Source organism: Betaproteobacteria bacterium (genome assembly GCA_016194905.1).
GTDB lineage: Bacteria > Pseudomonadota > Gammaproteobacteria > Burkholderiales > JACQAP01 > JACQAP01.
The window spans coordinates 35,153-50,183 of record JACQAP010000010.1 but is presented as its reverse complement, the minus strand read 5'-3'; the positions used below and the strand labels follow the sequence as shown (position 1 = coordinate 50,183).

Sequence of the window (15,031 nt, the reverse complement as noted above, 5' to 3'; positions counted from 1 at the left end):
CATTTCTGTCAGCACAAAAAAGGGCGCCTGTGGGTGCCCTTTAGGTTTTGCATGTCGCGAATGACGCTGGCGAATCAACAAGGATGTCAGCTGCGTGCCAGTACGGGAAGGTGGCGCAATAGCTCCATCGCGCGCCCAAGCTGGCAGTCGTCACTGCTGCCGGGAATGGCCAGCAACAGCGCCGCATCCTGCGCATCAAATGGTTCCGGCATCGCGCATGCGGATTCGCTCGCCTTGACGGATTTCGTATCCAGTGCAGCCGGCTTCACGCCGGCAGCCGTATCGATGGCTGGTTGTTCGATGACCTTGTCCGGTGTCACACCTTTGCCCTGAATGCGCCGGCCGTTAGGCGTGAAGTAATACGCTGTCGTCAGTTTCAGCGCGGCGCCGTCAGCGAGCGGCACCAGAACCTGGACCGACCCCTTTCCAAAAGTCTGCGTGCCTACCACGGTCGCGCGCCGATGGTCCTGCAGTGCGCCGGCGACAATTTCCGCAGCCGAAACCGATCCCGAATTCACCAGCACCACGAGCGGCAAAGTCTTCAGATCAGGCAGATGCTTCAGGGCTTCCGCCGTGCTCGCATGCAGATACTGGTCCTCGTTTGTCCGCAAACGCATGCGGGATTCCGCGGCTGCGGCCTCGGTATACACAACCAGCGCGTCTTCCGGCAGGAACACCGACGAAACCGCGACCGCCGATTTAAGCAGACCGCCGGGATTATCGCGCAGGTCGAGAAGAACCCCTTTGAGGCCGCTGCCGCTCTGGCGGACCATTTCCGCGAGTGCCGCCAGCATCGAATCCGCCGTGCGCTGATTGAAATGCGTGATCCTGACGTAGCCGTAGCCTGAACCCAGCAGTGCGGATTTCACGCTGCGGCTGTGGATGATCGCACGCCTGACGGTAACGACGTGTGGCTCGACGTCGCCTTTGCGCAATACCGTAAGCGCAATGCTCGTATCGGGTTCGCCGCGCACCCGCTGGATCGCCTGATCGAGCGTCAATCCCTCGACGCTGACTTCGTTGAGTCTGGTGATGAGGTCGCCCGGCCGCAACCCGGCCTGAAGCGCCGGGGAGTCTTCGAAAGTGGAAACAACCCGGACCGCGCCGGCTTCCATGCCCACTTCCATGCCGAGTCCGCCAAATCTGCCGCCGTTGTCCTGTTTCAGTTCGCGATAGGCTTCCGGTTCGACATAATCCGAATAAGGGTCCAGTCCCTGAAGCATTCCGCGAACAGCATCGGCAATCAATTTCTGGTCATCGATGGACCCGACGTATTTGGCCTTGATCTGTTCGATCACTTCAGCGAGCGCACGCAACGTAGCGTCCCGCGCAGCGTCATCGGCGGAGGCGGGACTTGCGTACGCAATAGCAATGAGCAATGCGCTCAGCAGAGAGTGGAACGCTTGGCGCCAGCGCCGGATGCGCTGAGAAACAGGCGCGCTACGCCCGTGAAGATTCAACCGTCCCGTTACCGCATTCAACTTTTTTCTTTCTCCAACACCCACGCCTGTGATTCTACGGCAACCTCAAAACAAGCTTGATAAAAATATTGCACCGCAATGCATTGCCGGTCGCCAGTTGGAGGACTAGAGTTATTGCCCCGCGGTATCCAAACTCGCTCCGGCTGCCGCAACTCTTCATCGTCCTCCCGCCGTAATCCCGACTCATTTGACGGGTGCGCCCGGGTTAAGCCGAGCCATGCGGATTTCTCCTCAAGGCCTCCCTTGCGTTCAAGCCACCCGGGCGCAGCTTTCACTGCGCAACCGCCATGCCAGCGCAGCGCGCAAGGACACGTCAATCTTATTGAGATCGTGAAAGCCGAAGATTTATCGGGAATTTCCGAAACCGCGGGACAGGTGGTATCCGGATTACCGGAAATCCGACAAGAAAATTGGGGCGCAGAACGTCAATTAGCGACCGGAGCCGGCCGCATTCGAAGCGAGTGCGGGAGAAACAACCTCGCGCATGTTCGAGGACTGCCGCAGTGGGTAGGTCGGGCGCGGCGATTTGTCCTCGTAGTAAGGCATCATCTGCGGCACCAGTGCGGCCAGCGTTTCCATGCGCTTCACTGGCGCCGGGTGGGTAGACAGGAAGTCGGTTCGCGACTTGCCGCCGCCGACCTTGGCCATTTTTTCCCACAGGGTCACAGCGGCATGGGGGTCGTAACCCGCCTTGGCCGCCAGTTCGATGCCGATACGATCGGCTTCCGACTCCGCGGTGCGGCTGTTCGGGAGTTCCAGCGCGACGATTGCAGCAGCCTGCGCGCCGGTCAACGTGAGATTGCCGTATCGGCTGTCGCGCTGGGTAACGGCCAGTGCGCCCAGCCCCACCTGCATGGCCATGGCACGCGACATTTTCTCCGCAGAGTGTTTGGCAAGCGCGTGGGAAATTTCATGCCCCATCACCTGCGCCAGCTCATCATCGGTCGGCTTGATCTGCAGGATCAGCCCGGTATAAATCGCCATCTTGCCACCGGCCATGCACCACGCGTTCACGGTTTTGGGATCGTCGATGACCTTGACGCTCCATTCCCAGTTCTGCGTTTCGGGTCGATACTTGATCGCCTGCGCAATCAGACGACTGGTGATTTCATGCACACGAGTAACCGTCGCCGGATCGGAGTCGATCTTGCCCTCCTTCGCCAGGGGCTGGAGCATGGCGGCGTAGGCCTGCTTGGATTCGCTGATCGCCGTGTTTTCCGACACCAGCATGAGCTGCTGGCGGCCTGTTACCGGATTGGATTGACAGCCTGCCAGCGCCAGGATCGCAAAGGTCAGCGCGATGGAAATTCTCGTCATGTTGGGCTCCTCTCGCAGAGTTGGAGTAACCGAAGTCCGAATTCGTTCAATGCCAACGTAATGCCGCAGACCGATGTCGCCGGCCATGCACAAAAAAAACGGTCGAATAAACGGACAAAAAAGCCGGCAGTCAGCCGGCTTCCATCGGTGTTTCCGACAGCTCAAGCGTACAGTCGGCTGTGCCTCGGCACTTTCGCCATCAGATATTCCATCTGATCCTGGAGAATGCGCCGGTTCTGCAGGATCAGGTGTTCGTAGCGATTCGGCACATAGGGGGTGTAAAGCAGTGGCATTTTCGCTTCTTCCGGCGTGCGCCCGCCCTTGCGGATATTGCAGGACCGGCAGGCGGTAACCACATTCATCCAGCGGTCGCGGCCGTTGAGATACACCGGGATGACGTGATCTCTCGAAAGATCGCGTTCCTTGTACTGGCCGCCGCAATAAGCGCACATGTGCCGGTCGCGGAAAAACAGCGAGGTATTGGACAGATGCGGTTCGGCATGGTGGTCCTTGACGAAATCCACCGCACCCTTGATGGCGATGATGCTGTGCGTGGAAAGTTCCGAACGCCGGCCGGTCACGCGGCAGATTCCGCCGCGGTAGGTCGCGACGGGGTCGCCGAGCGACCACGCCACCATGCGTCGCGCATAGTAGGAAATGGCTTCTTCGACCATCAACCACCGGCTGGGGACACCGGCCATATCGACTGCAAGTACCAGGGCCAACGCCGTTCTCCTGAATCATGCCGAAGCGCGGACAGACGGCGCGCTTCGACTTTTTAGCCGGCCACGGACCCGGAACCGCGTATCGGGCTGCAACACGGCATTTTGTAGAGTATAGCCGCAAGAAACGAGATTTTGGAAGTCACCCAACCGGTTAGGCGGAGGTTTGCGTGCAATTTCGCACTTGTCAGGCATCCAGAGAGACTTTCTGGATGGTAATGGCGTCGACCGGACACACCGATTCGCAACGGCCGCAGCGGATGCACTGGCTCTGGTCGATCCACAGCCGGTTGTAGTACAGCGAGTCGGTCTTCCCCTGTTCGACGCGGGTGTAACCGGTAATGCACCCCTCGTCGTCGCGGACCAGCGAGGCAATCTCGACGATGCAGCCCTCGACCGGTTTCACGTTGAGGCATTCGTCGCAGAGGACACATTTCTCGTCGATGATCTCGAATTTGTAGTGGCAGAGATAACACCGAGAGGCTTCCGCGGACGCGGTATCAGCCGAATAGCCGGTTTCCACTTCTGCGTCGAGTTTTCGTTTGCCGACCGCCAGCGCCGGCATGGGGTGGATCGGGATCAGATTCATCTGCGGCGTCCGGCCGGTGTCGCGACCGCCGGGAAGCTTCGACTGGAATACGGGACCGGCGAACGCGCGTGCAGGCGAGCGCTTCACGCCATTCAGCCAGGCGTTCACCTTGCGCGCGCATTCCCGGGCATGGCCGATCGCCTGGATCAGCGTCGTCGCCCCCAGCGCAAAATCGCCCGCCGCGAACAGGTTGGGTTGGGCCGTCTCCTGGCCGTTGCCGCTCGACAACCAACCGTCTTTCGCCACCAGTTTTCGCGTCAGCCCGGAACCGATCCAGTGAGTGTCCGGGAATTGTCCGGTAGCCAGGATGACAGTATCCGCGCCGATGTCGAGTTCCGACCCCGGAACGTTTACCGGCATACGCCGCCCGTCGTGGCCCGGCTCGCCCTGCCGGGTGCGGATAAATCGCGCACCAATCACCGCTCCGCCAGCGCCCAGGAATTTCACAGGCGAATAGTTCGTCTCAAGGTGCCCGCCTTCTTCGAGCAACGCTTCCAATTCTCCCGGCAGAACCACCATATCCTGGCGCGCCCGGCGATAGACGACACCGACCTGGGCACCCAGCCGCAGTGCCGTCCGGGCGCAGTCCATCGCGGTATAGCCGCCGCCGATCACGAGCACACGTCGGCCAATATCGCGCCGGCCGAATTCATTGACTTGCAGCAAGAAGGACAGGCCGTGCTCGATGCCTTTCAGACCCTTCCCCGGCAGATCGAGCACATTCGGCCGCAGCGTCCCGGCCGCCATCACCGCCGCGTCGAATTCCCCGGCGAGCTGCGAAACCGGCAGGCCACCTCCGACCTCCATGCCGCATCGAATTTCCACGCCCATCGCAACAATTTGCCGGATCTCGCGCGCGATGATCGAGCGCGGCAACCTAAAAGCCGGAATGCCCTGGTTCAGCATGCCCCCGGGCGTCGCGTGTTTTTCGAAAACCGTGACCCGATGGCCGAGCAGCGCCAGGTCGCGCGCCGCCGCTAGACCCGCGACGCCGGAACCGATGACCGCGACTGTCTTTCCGCTGGCCGGACGATCCGACTTCAGAACGGCGGGCGCACCGCTGCCGAAATCGGCCGCCGAGCGCTTGGAAAAACAAATGGCAACCGATTCGCCATTACCCTCCCATCCATGCCGGCAAGCGCTTTCACAGGGTCGCGAACAGACCCTTCCCAGTACCGCTGGAAAAACGTTGTCCCGCAGATTGATTTCATACGCCTCGGCAAAGCGGCCGTGATAGATCGCTTCGAGATAACCGGGAATATCCGTACCCGCCGGACAGGCGGCCTGACAGGGAATATTCTTTTCGAGCCAATGCAAGTCCTGAGCTGCCGTGCTTTCGCCGGCGGCGATCGAAAGGGCGGTGGCGGATTTGAAGTCGTGTCGCAAGGTCGTTACTCGTCAGGTCAAAATCAAAATCTCAACGCAGAGACGCAGAGGACGCAAAGGACGCAGAGGAAAAGCAAATCGGGAAATAAGGAAGAGCCCGGAATGAAGTTGTCACAATGCGGCGATTCTCGCTCCGATGGGAACCTTCCAATTCACGTCTTCAAGCTGCTTCCGCGTGCAGGCGCACGCCTAGCGCACGTGCCACCTTGAGAACGGTGGCGAAGCTCGGGTTGCCGTTCTCGCTGAGAGCTTTGTACAAACTTTCCCGGCTGAGTCCGGCGTCACGCGCGACCTGCGCCATACCCTTCGCGCGGGCTATGTCGCCCAGTGCGCGTGCAATGCCCGCCGCATCGTCAGGTGCCTCGGTCAACCAGGCATCTAGGTAGGCAGCCATCTCCTCGGCAGTGCGCAGTTGTTCTGCCACGTCGTATCGCACGGTCTTTGTCTTCGCAGAAGCTTTTGTTACGGTCTTGGGCATTCTGAATTACTCCTACAGGTTCTTGGCAAGGGCTATGGCCGCCTTGATATCTCGCTGCTGCGTGGCTTTGGCTCCACCGGCCAGGAGCACGATAAGTTCGCCACCTCTCTCGGTGTAGTAGACACGGTAACCCGGACCGAAATCGATCTTCAACTCGGACACGCCGTCAGTGAGATTGCGATACTGACCCGGATTGCCATGAACGAGCCGATCAACTCGCACTTGGATGCGGGCGCGACCCATACGATCTGACAGGGAGTTGATCCAGTCCAGATAGACCTCCGTCATCTGCACCCGCATACGCACAGTGTATCCTATAGGATACGACTGTCAAGCCTGCAAAGCATGGCTTGGATCGAGCCTTCCCAAGCTCATTACTCGTCAGTTCAAAGTAAAAATTTCAACGATGACAAAATAAAGATCTCACCGCAGAGGCACAGAGAACGCAAAGGAAAGCGAATCGGCAAATACGAAAAAATGTCGAGGTATCGGGAATTCGTGGTTGTCCCATATTATGAGACGTCGAGAATTCGTGGTCTGTCCCATATTATTCTTTAGACCTCACAACCCCGCCCTTAGCTGACGCAGCGTGTCGGAGAGGCCAATTAGATCGTACCGCTCACGATAGACGAGTTTGAACACTCCCAAAACGCAGACTCCAACCTGTGAAATCGTCTTGAGCGCATGCTGGAACTGAATCGGCTCATCCCCGGCATATATCACTGTGAAATGGAAGCTCTCGGGATCTTCATTCATCCCGAGCGATCCCATAAGCGCCCGCTCGTTCGGATGAGCACCAAAGTCAATTGTCCGGTCATAGAGAGTTTGCGCGATTTCTCCTTCACGCCGGTCAACGGACTGCAGAAGGCCCAGCATTGTCCCGATCTTGAATTCATCACGGACTCTTTTCTTATGTTCGTCACTGTCATGACGTTCCAGCCAAGTGCGCCGCGAATCAGGATTCTTGCAAAGGTAAAGGCCGTATAGCGCGCTTTCTAAACTGGAGCGCAACACGGCAAAGGACTCAGGAAATTGACCACCCGATGCTAGGTTGACGGCCGCGAGAAAGTTCGAGTGGGCGCGCAAGAGAAAGAATGCGGCGAACCACTCTCTGGTATTGAAGAGATTTTTCTGTAGTGTGCGATACGCGCCGTCTATTGCAATTGGCCTTTGAAACTGCGGCCTCAGCTGCTCATAGGTGGCGAACGAGTTACCTCGCACGCTGTCGAGGAAGCCTGTGACTTCGTCTTGGCCCCAACCTTGGGGAGCGGGCGGCAATGTCATAATCGACGTGAGGTCTAACGTTCGACGTGCGGCGGGGCCAACGGCGGAACGTCGTTGCGCCTCGCCTCGACGGAGGGGTGAGGTTTCACTTTTTGTTGACTCCGAGAAGCAAGTTGTCGACCTGACGCGGGAGGAGGCGAAGCGAATACTCTTTCTCGCAGAGCGTTTGTAGATGGTCGCACTTTTCCGCGAACTTCCGGTATTCGTTGTCTCCAAGGCCTGATGTTCGCGACGCGCGCGGCAGATGGGGTGTGAACTTACGAAGCGCTTCTACAGCACGCGAGTCGTAGATGTAGAACAGCTCTGGCACATGAAAGTGCAAGTACTTCGATGCCATTGAGCGCTTCTCCATGCCGCTGATCTCGCTGAAAAGGGCCGTGGTCATGCCATGAACTTTGACCAGCGTGGCAAGTGCCACTGGCGTTCCGGGCATGACCGATCTTGCTTCGGTGAGCCAGATATCGATCTCGGAGTCTCGTAGAGCGGGTGCCACTTCCTCGACATAGAAACTGTCGTTCTCGTCTTCGTCTTGCTTGGTCGTCCTACGCTCGATGGCTGCTGCATACACGCGACCAATCAACAAGATCTTCGCCAGTATGGCTCCGGTTTCCACATGTGCTGGATGGGCGCTGCATAGGTCATATAAGACCTTGTTGCTAAGGTTCCAAGGGCTGTCTTCCATCGCCCTCAGTACGCGGCTTCGATTGATCGCTGGCATGTGAAACCCGACTAGGTTTAGACGTCATGATAAACATCTCCGATGCCAGAAACACGTTTCTATAGCTATAAATAGGTTTCCAATAGCATAAACATCGGAACGTCTGCTCCCGCGGAACAATTCCTGACGTCCGCCCCCAAGTCTCGTCTTCTCTGCGTTGCTCTGCGTACTCTGCGCCTCTGCGTTGAGATTTTTATTTAGAACAACCCGACAACCTTGCCATCCGGTGCCAGATCGATCTTCGTCGCGGCTGGGACTTTGGGCAATCCGGGCATGGTCATGATGTCACCGCATACCATGACGACGAATTCCGCTCCGGCGGCGAGGCGCACTTCACGGATGTTGATGACGTGTCCCGAAGGAGCGCCGCGGGACGAAGCGTCCGTGGAAAAGGAATACTGCGTCTTGGCGATGCAGACCGGATAGTGGCCATAGCCGCCATCCTGCAGCTTCTGGATCTGCGCCTTCACCTTGGCGTCGGCGGTGATATCCGCCGCGCCGTAAATTTTTGTCGCCACCGCCCGGACCTTGTCCCACAAGGTCGCCGTATCCTCATAGACGAAACGAAATCCTGAAGTTCCCTTGTCGATGATGCCGACGACCGTGTGCGCCAGTTCTTCGGCACCGGCGCCACCCTGCGCCCAGTGCTTAGCCAGTATCACCGGTGTGTCCTGCGTAGCAATCTTCTGCTTCAGCAGGGCGATCTCTGCTTCGGTGTCGTGGGTGAAATGATTGATCGATACCACGCACGGCAGTCCATATTGACTACGCACGTTGTCGACGTGGCGCGCCAGGTTCGCAATCCCTTTTTCCAGAGCTGCGAGATTCTCCCTGTTCAGGTCCTTCAGATCGGCCCCGCCGTGATACTTCAGCGCGCGAACAGTCGCGACGATCACGCAGGCGTCCGGCCGAAGTCCCGACTTGCGGCATTTGATATCGACAAATTTCTCCGCGCCGAGATCGGCGCCGAAGCCGGCCTCGGTCACCACGTAATCGGCGAGCTTGAGTCCCGCCCGCGTAGCAATGACCGAGTTGCAGCCATGCGCGATATTGGCAAACGGACCGCCATGAAGAATCGCGGGCGTGTTCTCCAGGGTCTGCACCAGGTTCGGTTTGAGCGCATCCTTGAGCAGCACGGTCATGGCGCCATGTGCATCGAGATCCCGCGCGCGCACCGGCTGCTGCTCCTTTGTGTAAGCGACCACGATGTTACCCAGCCGCTGCTTCAGATCGACCAATGAAGTGGACAGGCAGAAGATCGCCATGACCTCGGAGGCCACCACGATGTCGAAGCCGTCCTGTCGCGGATAGCCATTGCCGGGGCCACCGAGGGACACGACGATATCGCGCAGCGCGCGATCATTCATATCCAGCACGCGCTTCCAGGCAATCCGGCGCACGTCGATGCCGAGTTCGTTGCCGTGATGAATATGGTTATCCAGCATCGCCGCCAATAGATTATTAGCAAGCTGAATGGCATTGAAGTCGCCGGTGAAGTGCAGATTGATGTCTTCCATCGGCACCACTTGCGCGTAGCCGCCTCCGGCCGCGCCGCCCTTCATGCCGAATACCGGGCCGAGGCTCGGCTCACGCAGCGCGATCAGCGCCTTCTTGCCGATCCGGTTCAAGGCATCGCCAAGTCCGACCGTCGTCGTAGTCTTACCCTCACCGGCCGGTGTCGGGCTGATCGCAGTGACAAGGACCAGCTTGCCGTCAGGCCGATCCCTGAGACTGTCGAGATAAGCCAGCGAGAGCTTGGCCTTGAAGTGACCGTAGGGTTCGAGATGCTCCTCGGCAATGCCGAGACGCTCCCGGGCAAGCACGGTGATGCGTTGCATCCGCGCCTGCTGCGCGATTTCGATGTCGGAAAGCACGGCGGGCCTTTTCTGGTTCTTAGGGTTCAGAAACAAAAAAGCGGCAGAGACTTCTGCCGCTTCCGAAAAAAAGTTCGGTGATTATCTGGACGGACCGGTGTGACCGTCTTCCGGGTGGATCATGGTCGTGCCGCCCGGACCGTACCCGATCAACTGCAGAATGACCTCTTCATCCTTGGCGCCATCGTAGTGATGGCCGCCCGCCGGGTGTTTCATGAAGCCGCCCGCTTTCACCGGCACGGTCGTGTTCGGGTCGAAAGTGTCGCCGGTTCCCGTCCACCAAGTGCCCTTCAGCACCACGGCGTAACGGTCGTCCGGATGAAAATGCGGGCGCGACATGAGTCCGGGAGGAAACTTCACGCGGACGACGTAGACACCGGGTTTGGACGGATCGCCCGCGATCACAGCCATCTTCACGCCGTTGTATCCCGGCGCATCCTTCCACTGGATATCTTCGGGCAGGACACGGATGAAGCCGCTCTCGTCCGTATCGGCACGCAACAGCGTCGCAGGAACGAACACGGCTGCGAGCAACAGGATAAAAGAGGTGAGTCTGCGGATGCTGGTCACGTTGTCCTCCGGACAGGGGGGTTGTCTTATGCGAGGATTTTAACCCGCCTTCGAGTGTGACGCCATGTAGTCCAGCGTCAAATGCGCGAGCGATCGCACGCCAAGGAGCAACGCCGATTCGTCGACGAAGAACCGTGGCGAATGATTCGGCGCCGATTGCTTGAGATCGACGCCGCTTTGATCGATGCGGCGCGGCGTAATGCCGACAAAGAAGAAGAAGCCCGGGACCTTCTGCTGATAGTAGGAAAAATCCTCGTATCCCGTGATCTTCTGGCCGACGAAAACCTTCTCCTTGCCGGCAACCCGTTCGAGCGTCGGCACCATGCGTTCGGTGAGCGGGATGTCGTTCACCGTGACCGGATAAGCATTGTCGAAATGGACTTGAGCGGACGCGCCCGCGCTCTTGGCGATGAGCTCCACCGTGTTGCGGATTCGGTCGTGGATGTCCGAGCGCATTTCCTCGTTGAACGTACGCACGGTGCCGAGCATTTCGACGGCATCGGGAATGATGTTGTCGCGCACACCGCCCTTGATTGCGCCGATGCTCACGACCGCGGGCTCCAGCGTCACATCGACCTGGCGGCTGACGATGGTCTGCAGGCCCAGCACGATCTGCGAGGAAATCACGATCGGATCCACGCCTCTCCACGGCAACGCACCGTGGGTCTGGCGCCCATTTACCGTAATGCGGATGCGATCCGAACTGGCCATCGCAGGGCCGGGGCGATAGGCGATCATGCCCGCCTCGACACCGGCGAACACGTGCAGACCGAAGATCACGTCGGGGCTCGGATTTTCGAGCACACCCTGCTTGATCATCAATGCCGCACCGCCTTCCTCTCCCGGCGGCGGTCCCTCCTCCGCGGGCTGGAAAATGAACTTGATGCGGCCTCGCAGTTGCGTCTTCATGCCTGCCAGCAGCTCGGCAACGCCCATCAGCACGGCAATATGGCAATCGTGCCCGCAGGCATGCATGACGCCGACTTCCTGGCCGTTGAACGTCGTGCGCTCCTTCGACGCGAAGGGCAGATCGACCTGCTCGGCGACCGGCAGTGCATCCATGTCCGCCCGCAACGCAATCACCGGCCCTGGTTTTCCGGAATCCAGCAATCCGACCACGCCGGTATGGGCGACGCCGGTCTGTACTGCCAACCCAAGTGCGCGCAGATGCCCGGCGACGGCGCCTGCGGTGCGAATCTCGCGATTCGATAATTCCGGATGCTGGTGAAAATCGCGCCGCCAGGCGATGACCTTCGACTCGAGCGCCGAAGCCGCCGCGTCGACCTGCGCGCCCATGCGCAATGAATCGTTCATCGTCAGGGCTTCACGAATTTGAGCGTCATGCGGTCCGATTCGCCGATCGCCAGGTATTTGTCGCGATCCTGGTCTCCGTACCGAAGAGTCGGCGGTAACGTCCACACCCCGCCCGGATAGTCTTTGGTGTCCCTGGGATTGGCATTGATCTCGGACTTGTTGACCAGTTTGAACCCTGCTTTCTGGGCCGTCTCGACAACATAGGCTTCCGTCATGTAACCGGTATCGATCTGCTGCTGGAAGGACGCATCGGGTTTGGCGCGGTGCTCGACCACACCGAACGTTCCCCCGGACCTCAGCGCATCGTAGAACGCCTTGAACATGGCCTCGGCGGTTCCGGCCTTGGCCCAGTTGTGAGCGTTGCGGAACGTGAGGACCAGATCCGCACTTCCCGGCGGCGCAACCTGCAGCGAGCCGGGCGAAATCACCGAAAGTTCGACCTTGCCGTACAGCTCCGGCGCCGCCGCCAGCATGCCGCGATAATCTGCGTCGTTCTTCTTCAGCGCATCCGGCGTCTTCTCCATTACGGCGGATACGGCGACGTAGTACCGTCCCCGATCACGCAGTACGGGAGCCAGAATTTCGGTGTACCAGCCACGGCTGGGCGAGATCTCGACCACCGCCATGTCAGGCCGAAGCCCGAAGAACAGTAGCGTTTCCTTGGGATGCCGGTATTTGTCCCGTGCCTGGTTCGCTTCGGCGCGATGATCTCCGACCATCGCCTGGTCGATCAGGCGATCGGCACTCTGCGCCCACACTGCGGCGCACAGCGTCGCCGACACCGCGCCCGCTGCAAGCGCAACACGGACCGTCCTTCCCATCCACATCATTGCCCTCCAAGATTCTGATCTTACTGGCATTGCGGCATCAGCGGCGACCACCTGACCGGTACTCCAGATCGCGACGAAGTATATCTGCTGACAGGTCCCGGGCCTGGCGGTCGCGTTCGAACGATTGCGCGCGCCATTGTGATTCCGGTCCTGCACCGGTGGACGATTGATGAAGCTGCATTTGCTGATCGCCGATCAATTTTCGCCACTGTGAGTCCTCCAATTGCCGCGTTCGAAGGCTCTCGGTGGCACGCAGTCGTTCCATTTCTATGGCCGCCGCGGGTAGAGACGGCGTCCTTGCGGCCTCCGACGAGGAAGCCGGCGATGGCATTACCTGAAACTCTCGCAGCAACCTGGCACGTTCCAACTGGTCAGCCGGTTCGTGAGCCCAGACCGACAAACCGCCGAACAGTGCGGCCAACAGCCATGCGCCATTCAACAACCGCATCACCATCGACGGGGAAGTGTACAAGCGGGTCGTAAGAGCGTCTATCAACTCAAAATGGATCCGAGAATTCGTTTTCAGGACGCGGGACTACGCTTATGAGTATTTCATTAAATATATTTAAGTTCATTATTTTATAATTTAAATTTAATGTTAATTATTAAAAATTGTTTCGCTGCATCAAAATAAATGGATTACCATGCATCTATTCCATAACTTGTACGTCCAATTCGATAGATATTGGATATGACGCATCGCACAACAATTAATCACATGCTACGACAACGTAAAACTCTGAACCTGGCCCTGCAAGGCGGCGGCGCACTCGGCGCGCTGACATGGGGAGTACTCGACCGGTTATTGGAAGAGCCACGCCTGTGCATCGAAGCCATCAGCGGGACCAGTGCAGGCGCCATGAACGCCGCCGCGCTGGCGTCCGGATGGGTCAAGGGCGGCCGGGCTGGCGCACGCGAAACTTTGTCTTCCTTCTGGGAAGCAGTCGGCTCCTGCAACTATCCCCTTACCTCCAGTTCCGGCGCTTCGACCCAGTTGATGATCGATCTTTCGCGGCTGTTTTCGCCCTATCAACTCAACCCTTTCGACATCAATCCGCTGCGAAAGATCATTTCGGAGGTCATCGACTTCGAGGCGCTGCGCGCGCCGCGCGCGATCAGGCTCTTCATCGCCGCCACCAGGCTGAGCACCGGCACGCTCAAGCTTTTCGAAAATGCCGAACTATCCGCCGAAGCGCTGCTGGCTTCCGCCTGCCTGCCGACGCTTAGCCATGCCATCGAGATCGACGGAGAATCCTATTGGGACGGCGCTTACAGCGGCAATCCGGCGATCTATCCCCTACTCTATCAATGCCGCGCACCGGACATCATGGTGGTGAGGCTGCAACCCATGCAGCGCGACGGCTTGCCGACTTCGGCGGACGCGATTCGCGCGCGAATGGTCGATTTCCAGTTCAATGCCGCATTCCTGCGTGAAATGCGCAACCTCGCGCTTGCCAAACGCGAAATCGAGAAGCAGTGGTTGCCGCTGGGAACGCTTGCGCGAAAGCTCAAGCGGCTCAATTTTCACCTGATCGAAGCGGACGATCTGATCGGAAAAATGCGGGTGGAGAAAACGCTGAACGCGGACCTGGACTTCCTGTTGAAGCTCAAGGATGAGGGAAGGGCAAGAGCCGAAACCTGGCTCGAAAGAAGCGCCGGCCTGCTCGGCCGGCGCTCTTCCGTCGACCTGAATGCGTTTGTCTGACTTAGGCCGTAACAGGCACGGATTTCGTCTTCAGCATGCCTTGCGTTTCGATGAATCTGACGATCTCATCGAGGCCCTGCCCGGTTTTCAGATTACTGAACAGAAAAGGCCTTTCACCGCGCATTTTGCGCGCATCGCGATCCATCACTTCGAGGGACGCGCCGACGTAAGGCGCCAGGTCGATCTTGTTGATGATCAGCAGATCCGATTTCATGATCCCCGGTCCGCCCTTGCGCGGAATCTTGTCGCCGGCGGCGACATCGATCACGTAGAGCGTCAGATCGGATAATTCAGGACTGAAGGTCGCGGCAAGGTTGTCGCCACCGCTTTCGACGAACACCACATCGAGATTGTCGAAAGTCCTGGCAAGGCGGGCCACCGCCTCCAGGTTGATGGACGCATCCTCGCGTATCGCAGTATGAGGACAGCCGCCGGTCTCCACGCCGATGATGCGCTCGGGCGGCAGCGCTTCATTGCGCACCAGGAATTGCGCATCTTCCTGCGTGTAGATGTCGTTGGTGACAGCCGCCACTTCATACTTGTCGCGCATCGCCTTGCATAGCGACAGCGTCAGCGCCGTCTTGCCCGAGCCAACAGGCCCGCCGATTCCCACCCTCAAAGGTTGCGTCGTCATTACCATCTCCAATTAACCCAAAACTCTTTCAACACGAAGGTAAGCACAAAGGATCACGAATGAAATCAAGAACATTACAATCCCAATAAAAAAACGCGACAGGATGACTCGCGTGCACGATCCGAAATC

Annotated in this window: 14 protein-coding genes; 1 reads left to right on the top strand and 13 read right to left on the bottom strand. The window is 58.8% G+C overall.

Annotated elements, in window-relative coordinates; genetic code table 11:
- Positions 1 to 86: 86 nt before the first annotated feature.
- The 12 genes from HY067_06360 to HY067_06305 all read right to left on the bottom strand — a co-directional run bounded on the left by HY067_06360 (position 87) and on the right by HY067_06305 (position 12,554).
- Entirely contained in the window at positions 87 to 1,316 is a 1,230-nt protein-coding gene (locus HY067_06360) for a S41 family peptidase (protein ID MBI3527576.1), read from the bottom strand.
- Between the two features lie 594 nt (positions 1,317 to 1,910).
- On the bottom strand, positions 1,911 to 2,798 hold the full coding sequence (locus HY067_06355) for a M48 family metallopeptidase (protein MBI3527575.1): 888 nt from the start codon (positions 2,796 to 2,798) through the stop codon (positions 1,911 to 1,913).
- 161 nt (positions 2,799 to 2,959) lie between these two features.
- Entirely contained in the window at positions 2,960 to 3,499 is a 540-nt protein-coding gene (locus HY067_06350; protein MBI3527574.1) for an HNH endonuclease, read from the bottom strand.
- 208 nt (positions 3,500 to 3,707) lie between these two features.
- Entirely contained in the window at positions 3,708 to 5,495 is a 1,788-nt protein-coding gene (locus tag HY067_06345) for an FAD-dependent oxidoreductase (GenBank protein MBI3527573.1), read from the bottom strand.
- A 160-nt stretch (positions 5,496 to 5,655) separates the two neighbouring features.
- On the bottom strand, positions 5,656 to 5,973 hold the full coding sequence (locus HY067_06340; protein MBI3527572.1) for a putative addiction module antidote protein: 318 nt from the start codon (positions 5,971 to 5,973) through the stop codon (positions 5,656 to 5,658).
- 12 nt (positions 5,974 to 5,985) lie between these two features.
- Positions 5,986 to 6,273, bottom strand: a complete 288-nt coding sequence (locus HY067_06335; protein ID MBI3527571.1) for a type II toxin-antitoxin system RelE/ParE family toxin — start codon at positions 6,271 to 6,273, stop codon at positions 5,986 to 5,988.
- Positions 6,274 to 6,534: 261 nt separating this feature from the next.
- A complete protein-coding gene (locus HY067_06330) occupies positions 6,535 to 7,257 on the bottom strand; it encodes a hypothetical protein (GenBank protein MBI3527570.1) in 723 nt (240 codons plus the stop codon).
- Between the two features lie 85 nt (positions 7,258 to 7,342).
- A complete protein-coding gene (locus tag HY067_06325; GenBank protein ID MBI3527569.1) occupies positions 7,343 to 7,975 on the bottom strand; it encodes a hypothetical protein in 633 nt (210 codons plus the stop codon).
- Between the two features lie 197 nt (positions 7,976 to 8,172).
- A complete protein-coding gene (locus HY067_06320; protein ID MBI3527568.1) occupies positions 8,173 to 9,849 on the bottom strand; it encodes a formate--tetrahydrofolate ligase in 1,677 nt (558 codons plus the stop codon).
- A gap of 81 nt (positions 9,850 to 9,930) precedes the next feature.
- Positions 9,931 to 10,419 (bottom strand): cupin domain-containing protein, encoded by a 489-nt coding sequence (locus HY067_06315; protein MBI3527567.1) that lies wholly within the window; start codon positions 10,417 to 10,419, stop codon positions 9,931 to 9,933.
- Between the two features lie 39 nt (positions 10,420 to 10,458).
- Positions 10,459 to 11,733, bottom strand: a complete 1,275-nt coding sequence (locus HY067_06310) for an amidohydrolase (GenBank protein MBI3527566.1) — start codon at positions 11,731 to 11,733, stop codon at positions 10,459 to 10,461.
- A 2-nt stretch (positions 11,734 to 11,735) separates the two neighbouring features.
- Positions 11,736 to 12,554: a class I SAM-dependent methyltransferase gene (locus HY067_06305; protein ID MBI3527565.1), complete on the bottom strand. Its 819-nt coding sequence runs from the start codon at positions 12,552 to 12,554 to the stop codon at positions 11,736 to 11,738.
- 727 nt (positions 12,555 to 13,281) lie between these two features.
- On the opposite strand from HY067_06305, the gene HY067_06300 reads away from it, so the two are divergent.
- Entirely contained in the window at positions 13,282 to 14,268 is a 987-nt protein-coding gene (locus tag HY067_06300; GenBank protein MBI3527564.1) for a patatin-like phospholipase family protein, read from the top strand.
- 1 nt (position 14,269) lies between these two features.
- Here HY067_06300 and ureG read toward each other — a convergent pair whose 3' ends face one another.
- Positions 14,270 to 14,902, bottom strand: coding sequence for an urease accessory protein UreG (ureG, locus tag HY067_06295; protein ID MBI3527563.1), 633 nt, complete (start codon positions 14,900 to 14,902; stop codon positions 14,270 to 14,272).
- Positions 14,903 to 15,031 lie beyond the last annotated feature (129 nt).

Bases quoted from the DNA above. Each gene is read 5' to 3' on its own strand.
- HY067_06355 (MBI3527575.1), bottom strand. From the start codon at position 2,798: ATGACGAGAATTTCCATCGCGCTGACCTTTGCGATCCTGGCGCTGGCA.
- HY067_06350 (MBI3527574.1), bottom strand. From the start codon at position 3,499: ATGGCCGGTGTCCCCAGCCGGTGGTTGATGGTCGAAGAAGCCATTTCC.
- HY067_06340 (MBI3527572.1), bottom strand. From the start codon at position 5,973: ATGCCCAAGACCGTAACAAAAGCTTCTGCGAAGACAAAGACCGTGCGA.
- HY067_06330 (MBI3527570.1), bottom strand. From the start codon at position 7,257: ATGACATTGCCGCCCGCTCCCCAAGGTTGGGGCCAAGACGAAGTCACA.
- ureG (MBI3527563.1), bottom strand. From the start codon at position 14,902: ATGACGACGCAACCTTTGAGGGTGGGAATCGGCGGGCCTGTTGGCTCG.
- HY067_06325 (MBI3527569.1), bottom strand. From the start codon at position 7,975: ATGCCAGCGATCAATCGAAGCCGCGTACTGAGGGCGATGGAAGACAGC.
- HY067_06305 (MBI3527565.1), bottom strand. From the start codon at position 12,554: ATGGGAAGGACGGTCCGTGTTGCGCTTGCAGCGGGCGCGGTGTCGGCG.
- HY067_06335 (MBI3527571.1), bottom strand. From the start codon at position 6,273: ATGCGGGTGCAGATGACGGAGGTCTATCTGGACTGGATCAACTCCCTG.
- HY067_06310 (MBI3527566.1), bottom strand. From the start codon at position 11,733: ATGAACGATTCATTGCGCATGGGCGCGCAGGTCGACGCGGCGGCTTCG.
- HY067_06300 (MBI3527564.1), top strand. From the start codon at position 13,282: ATGCTACGACAACGTAAAACTCTGAACCTGGCCCTGCAAGGCGGCGGC.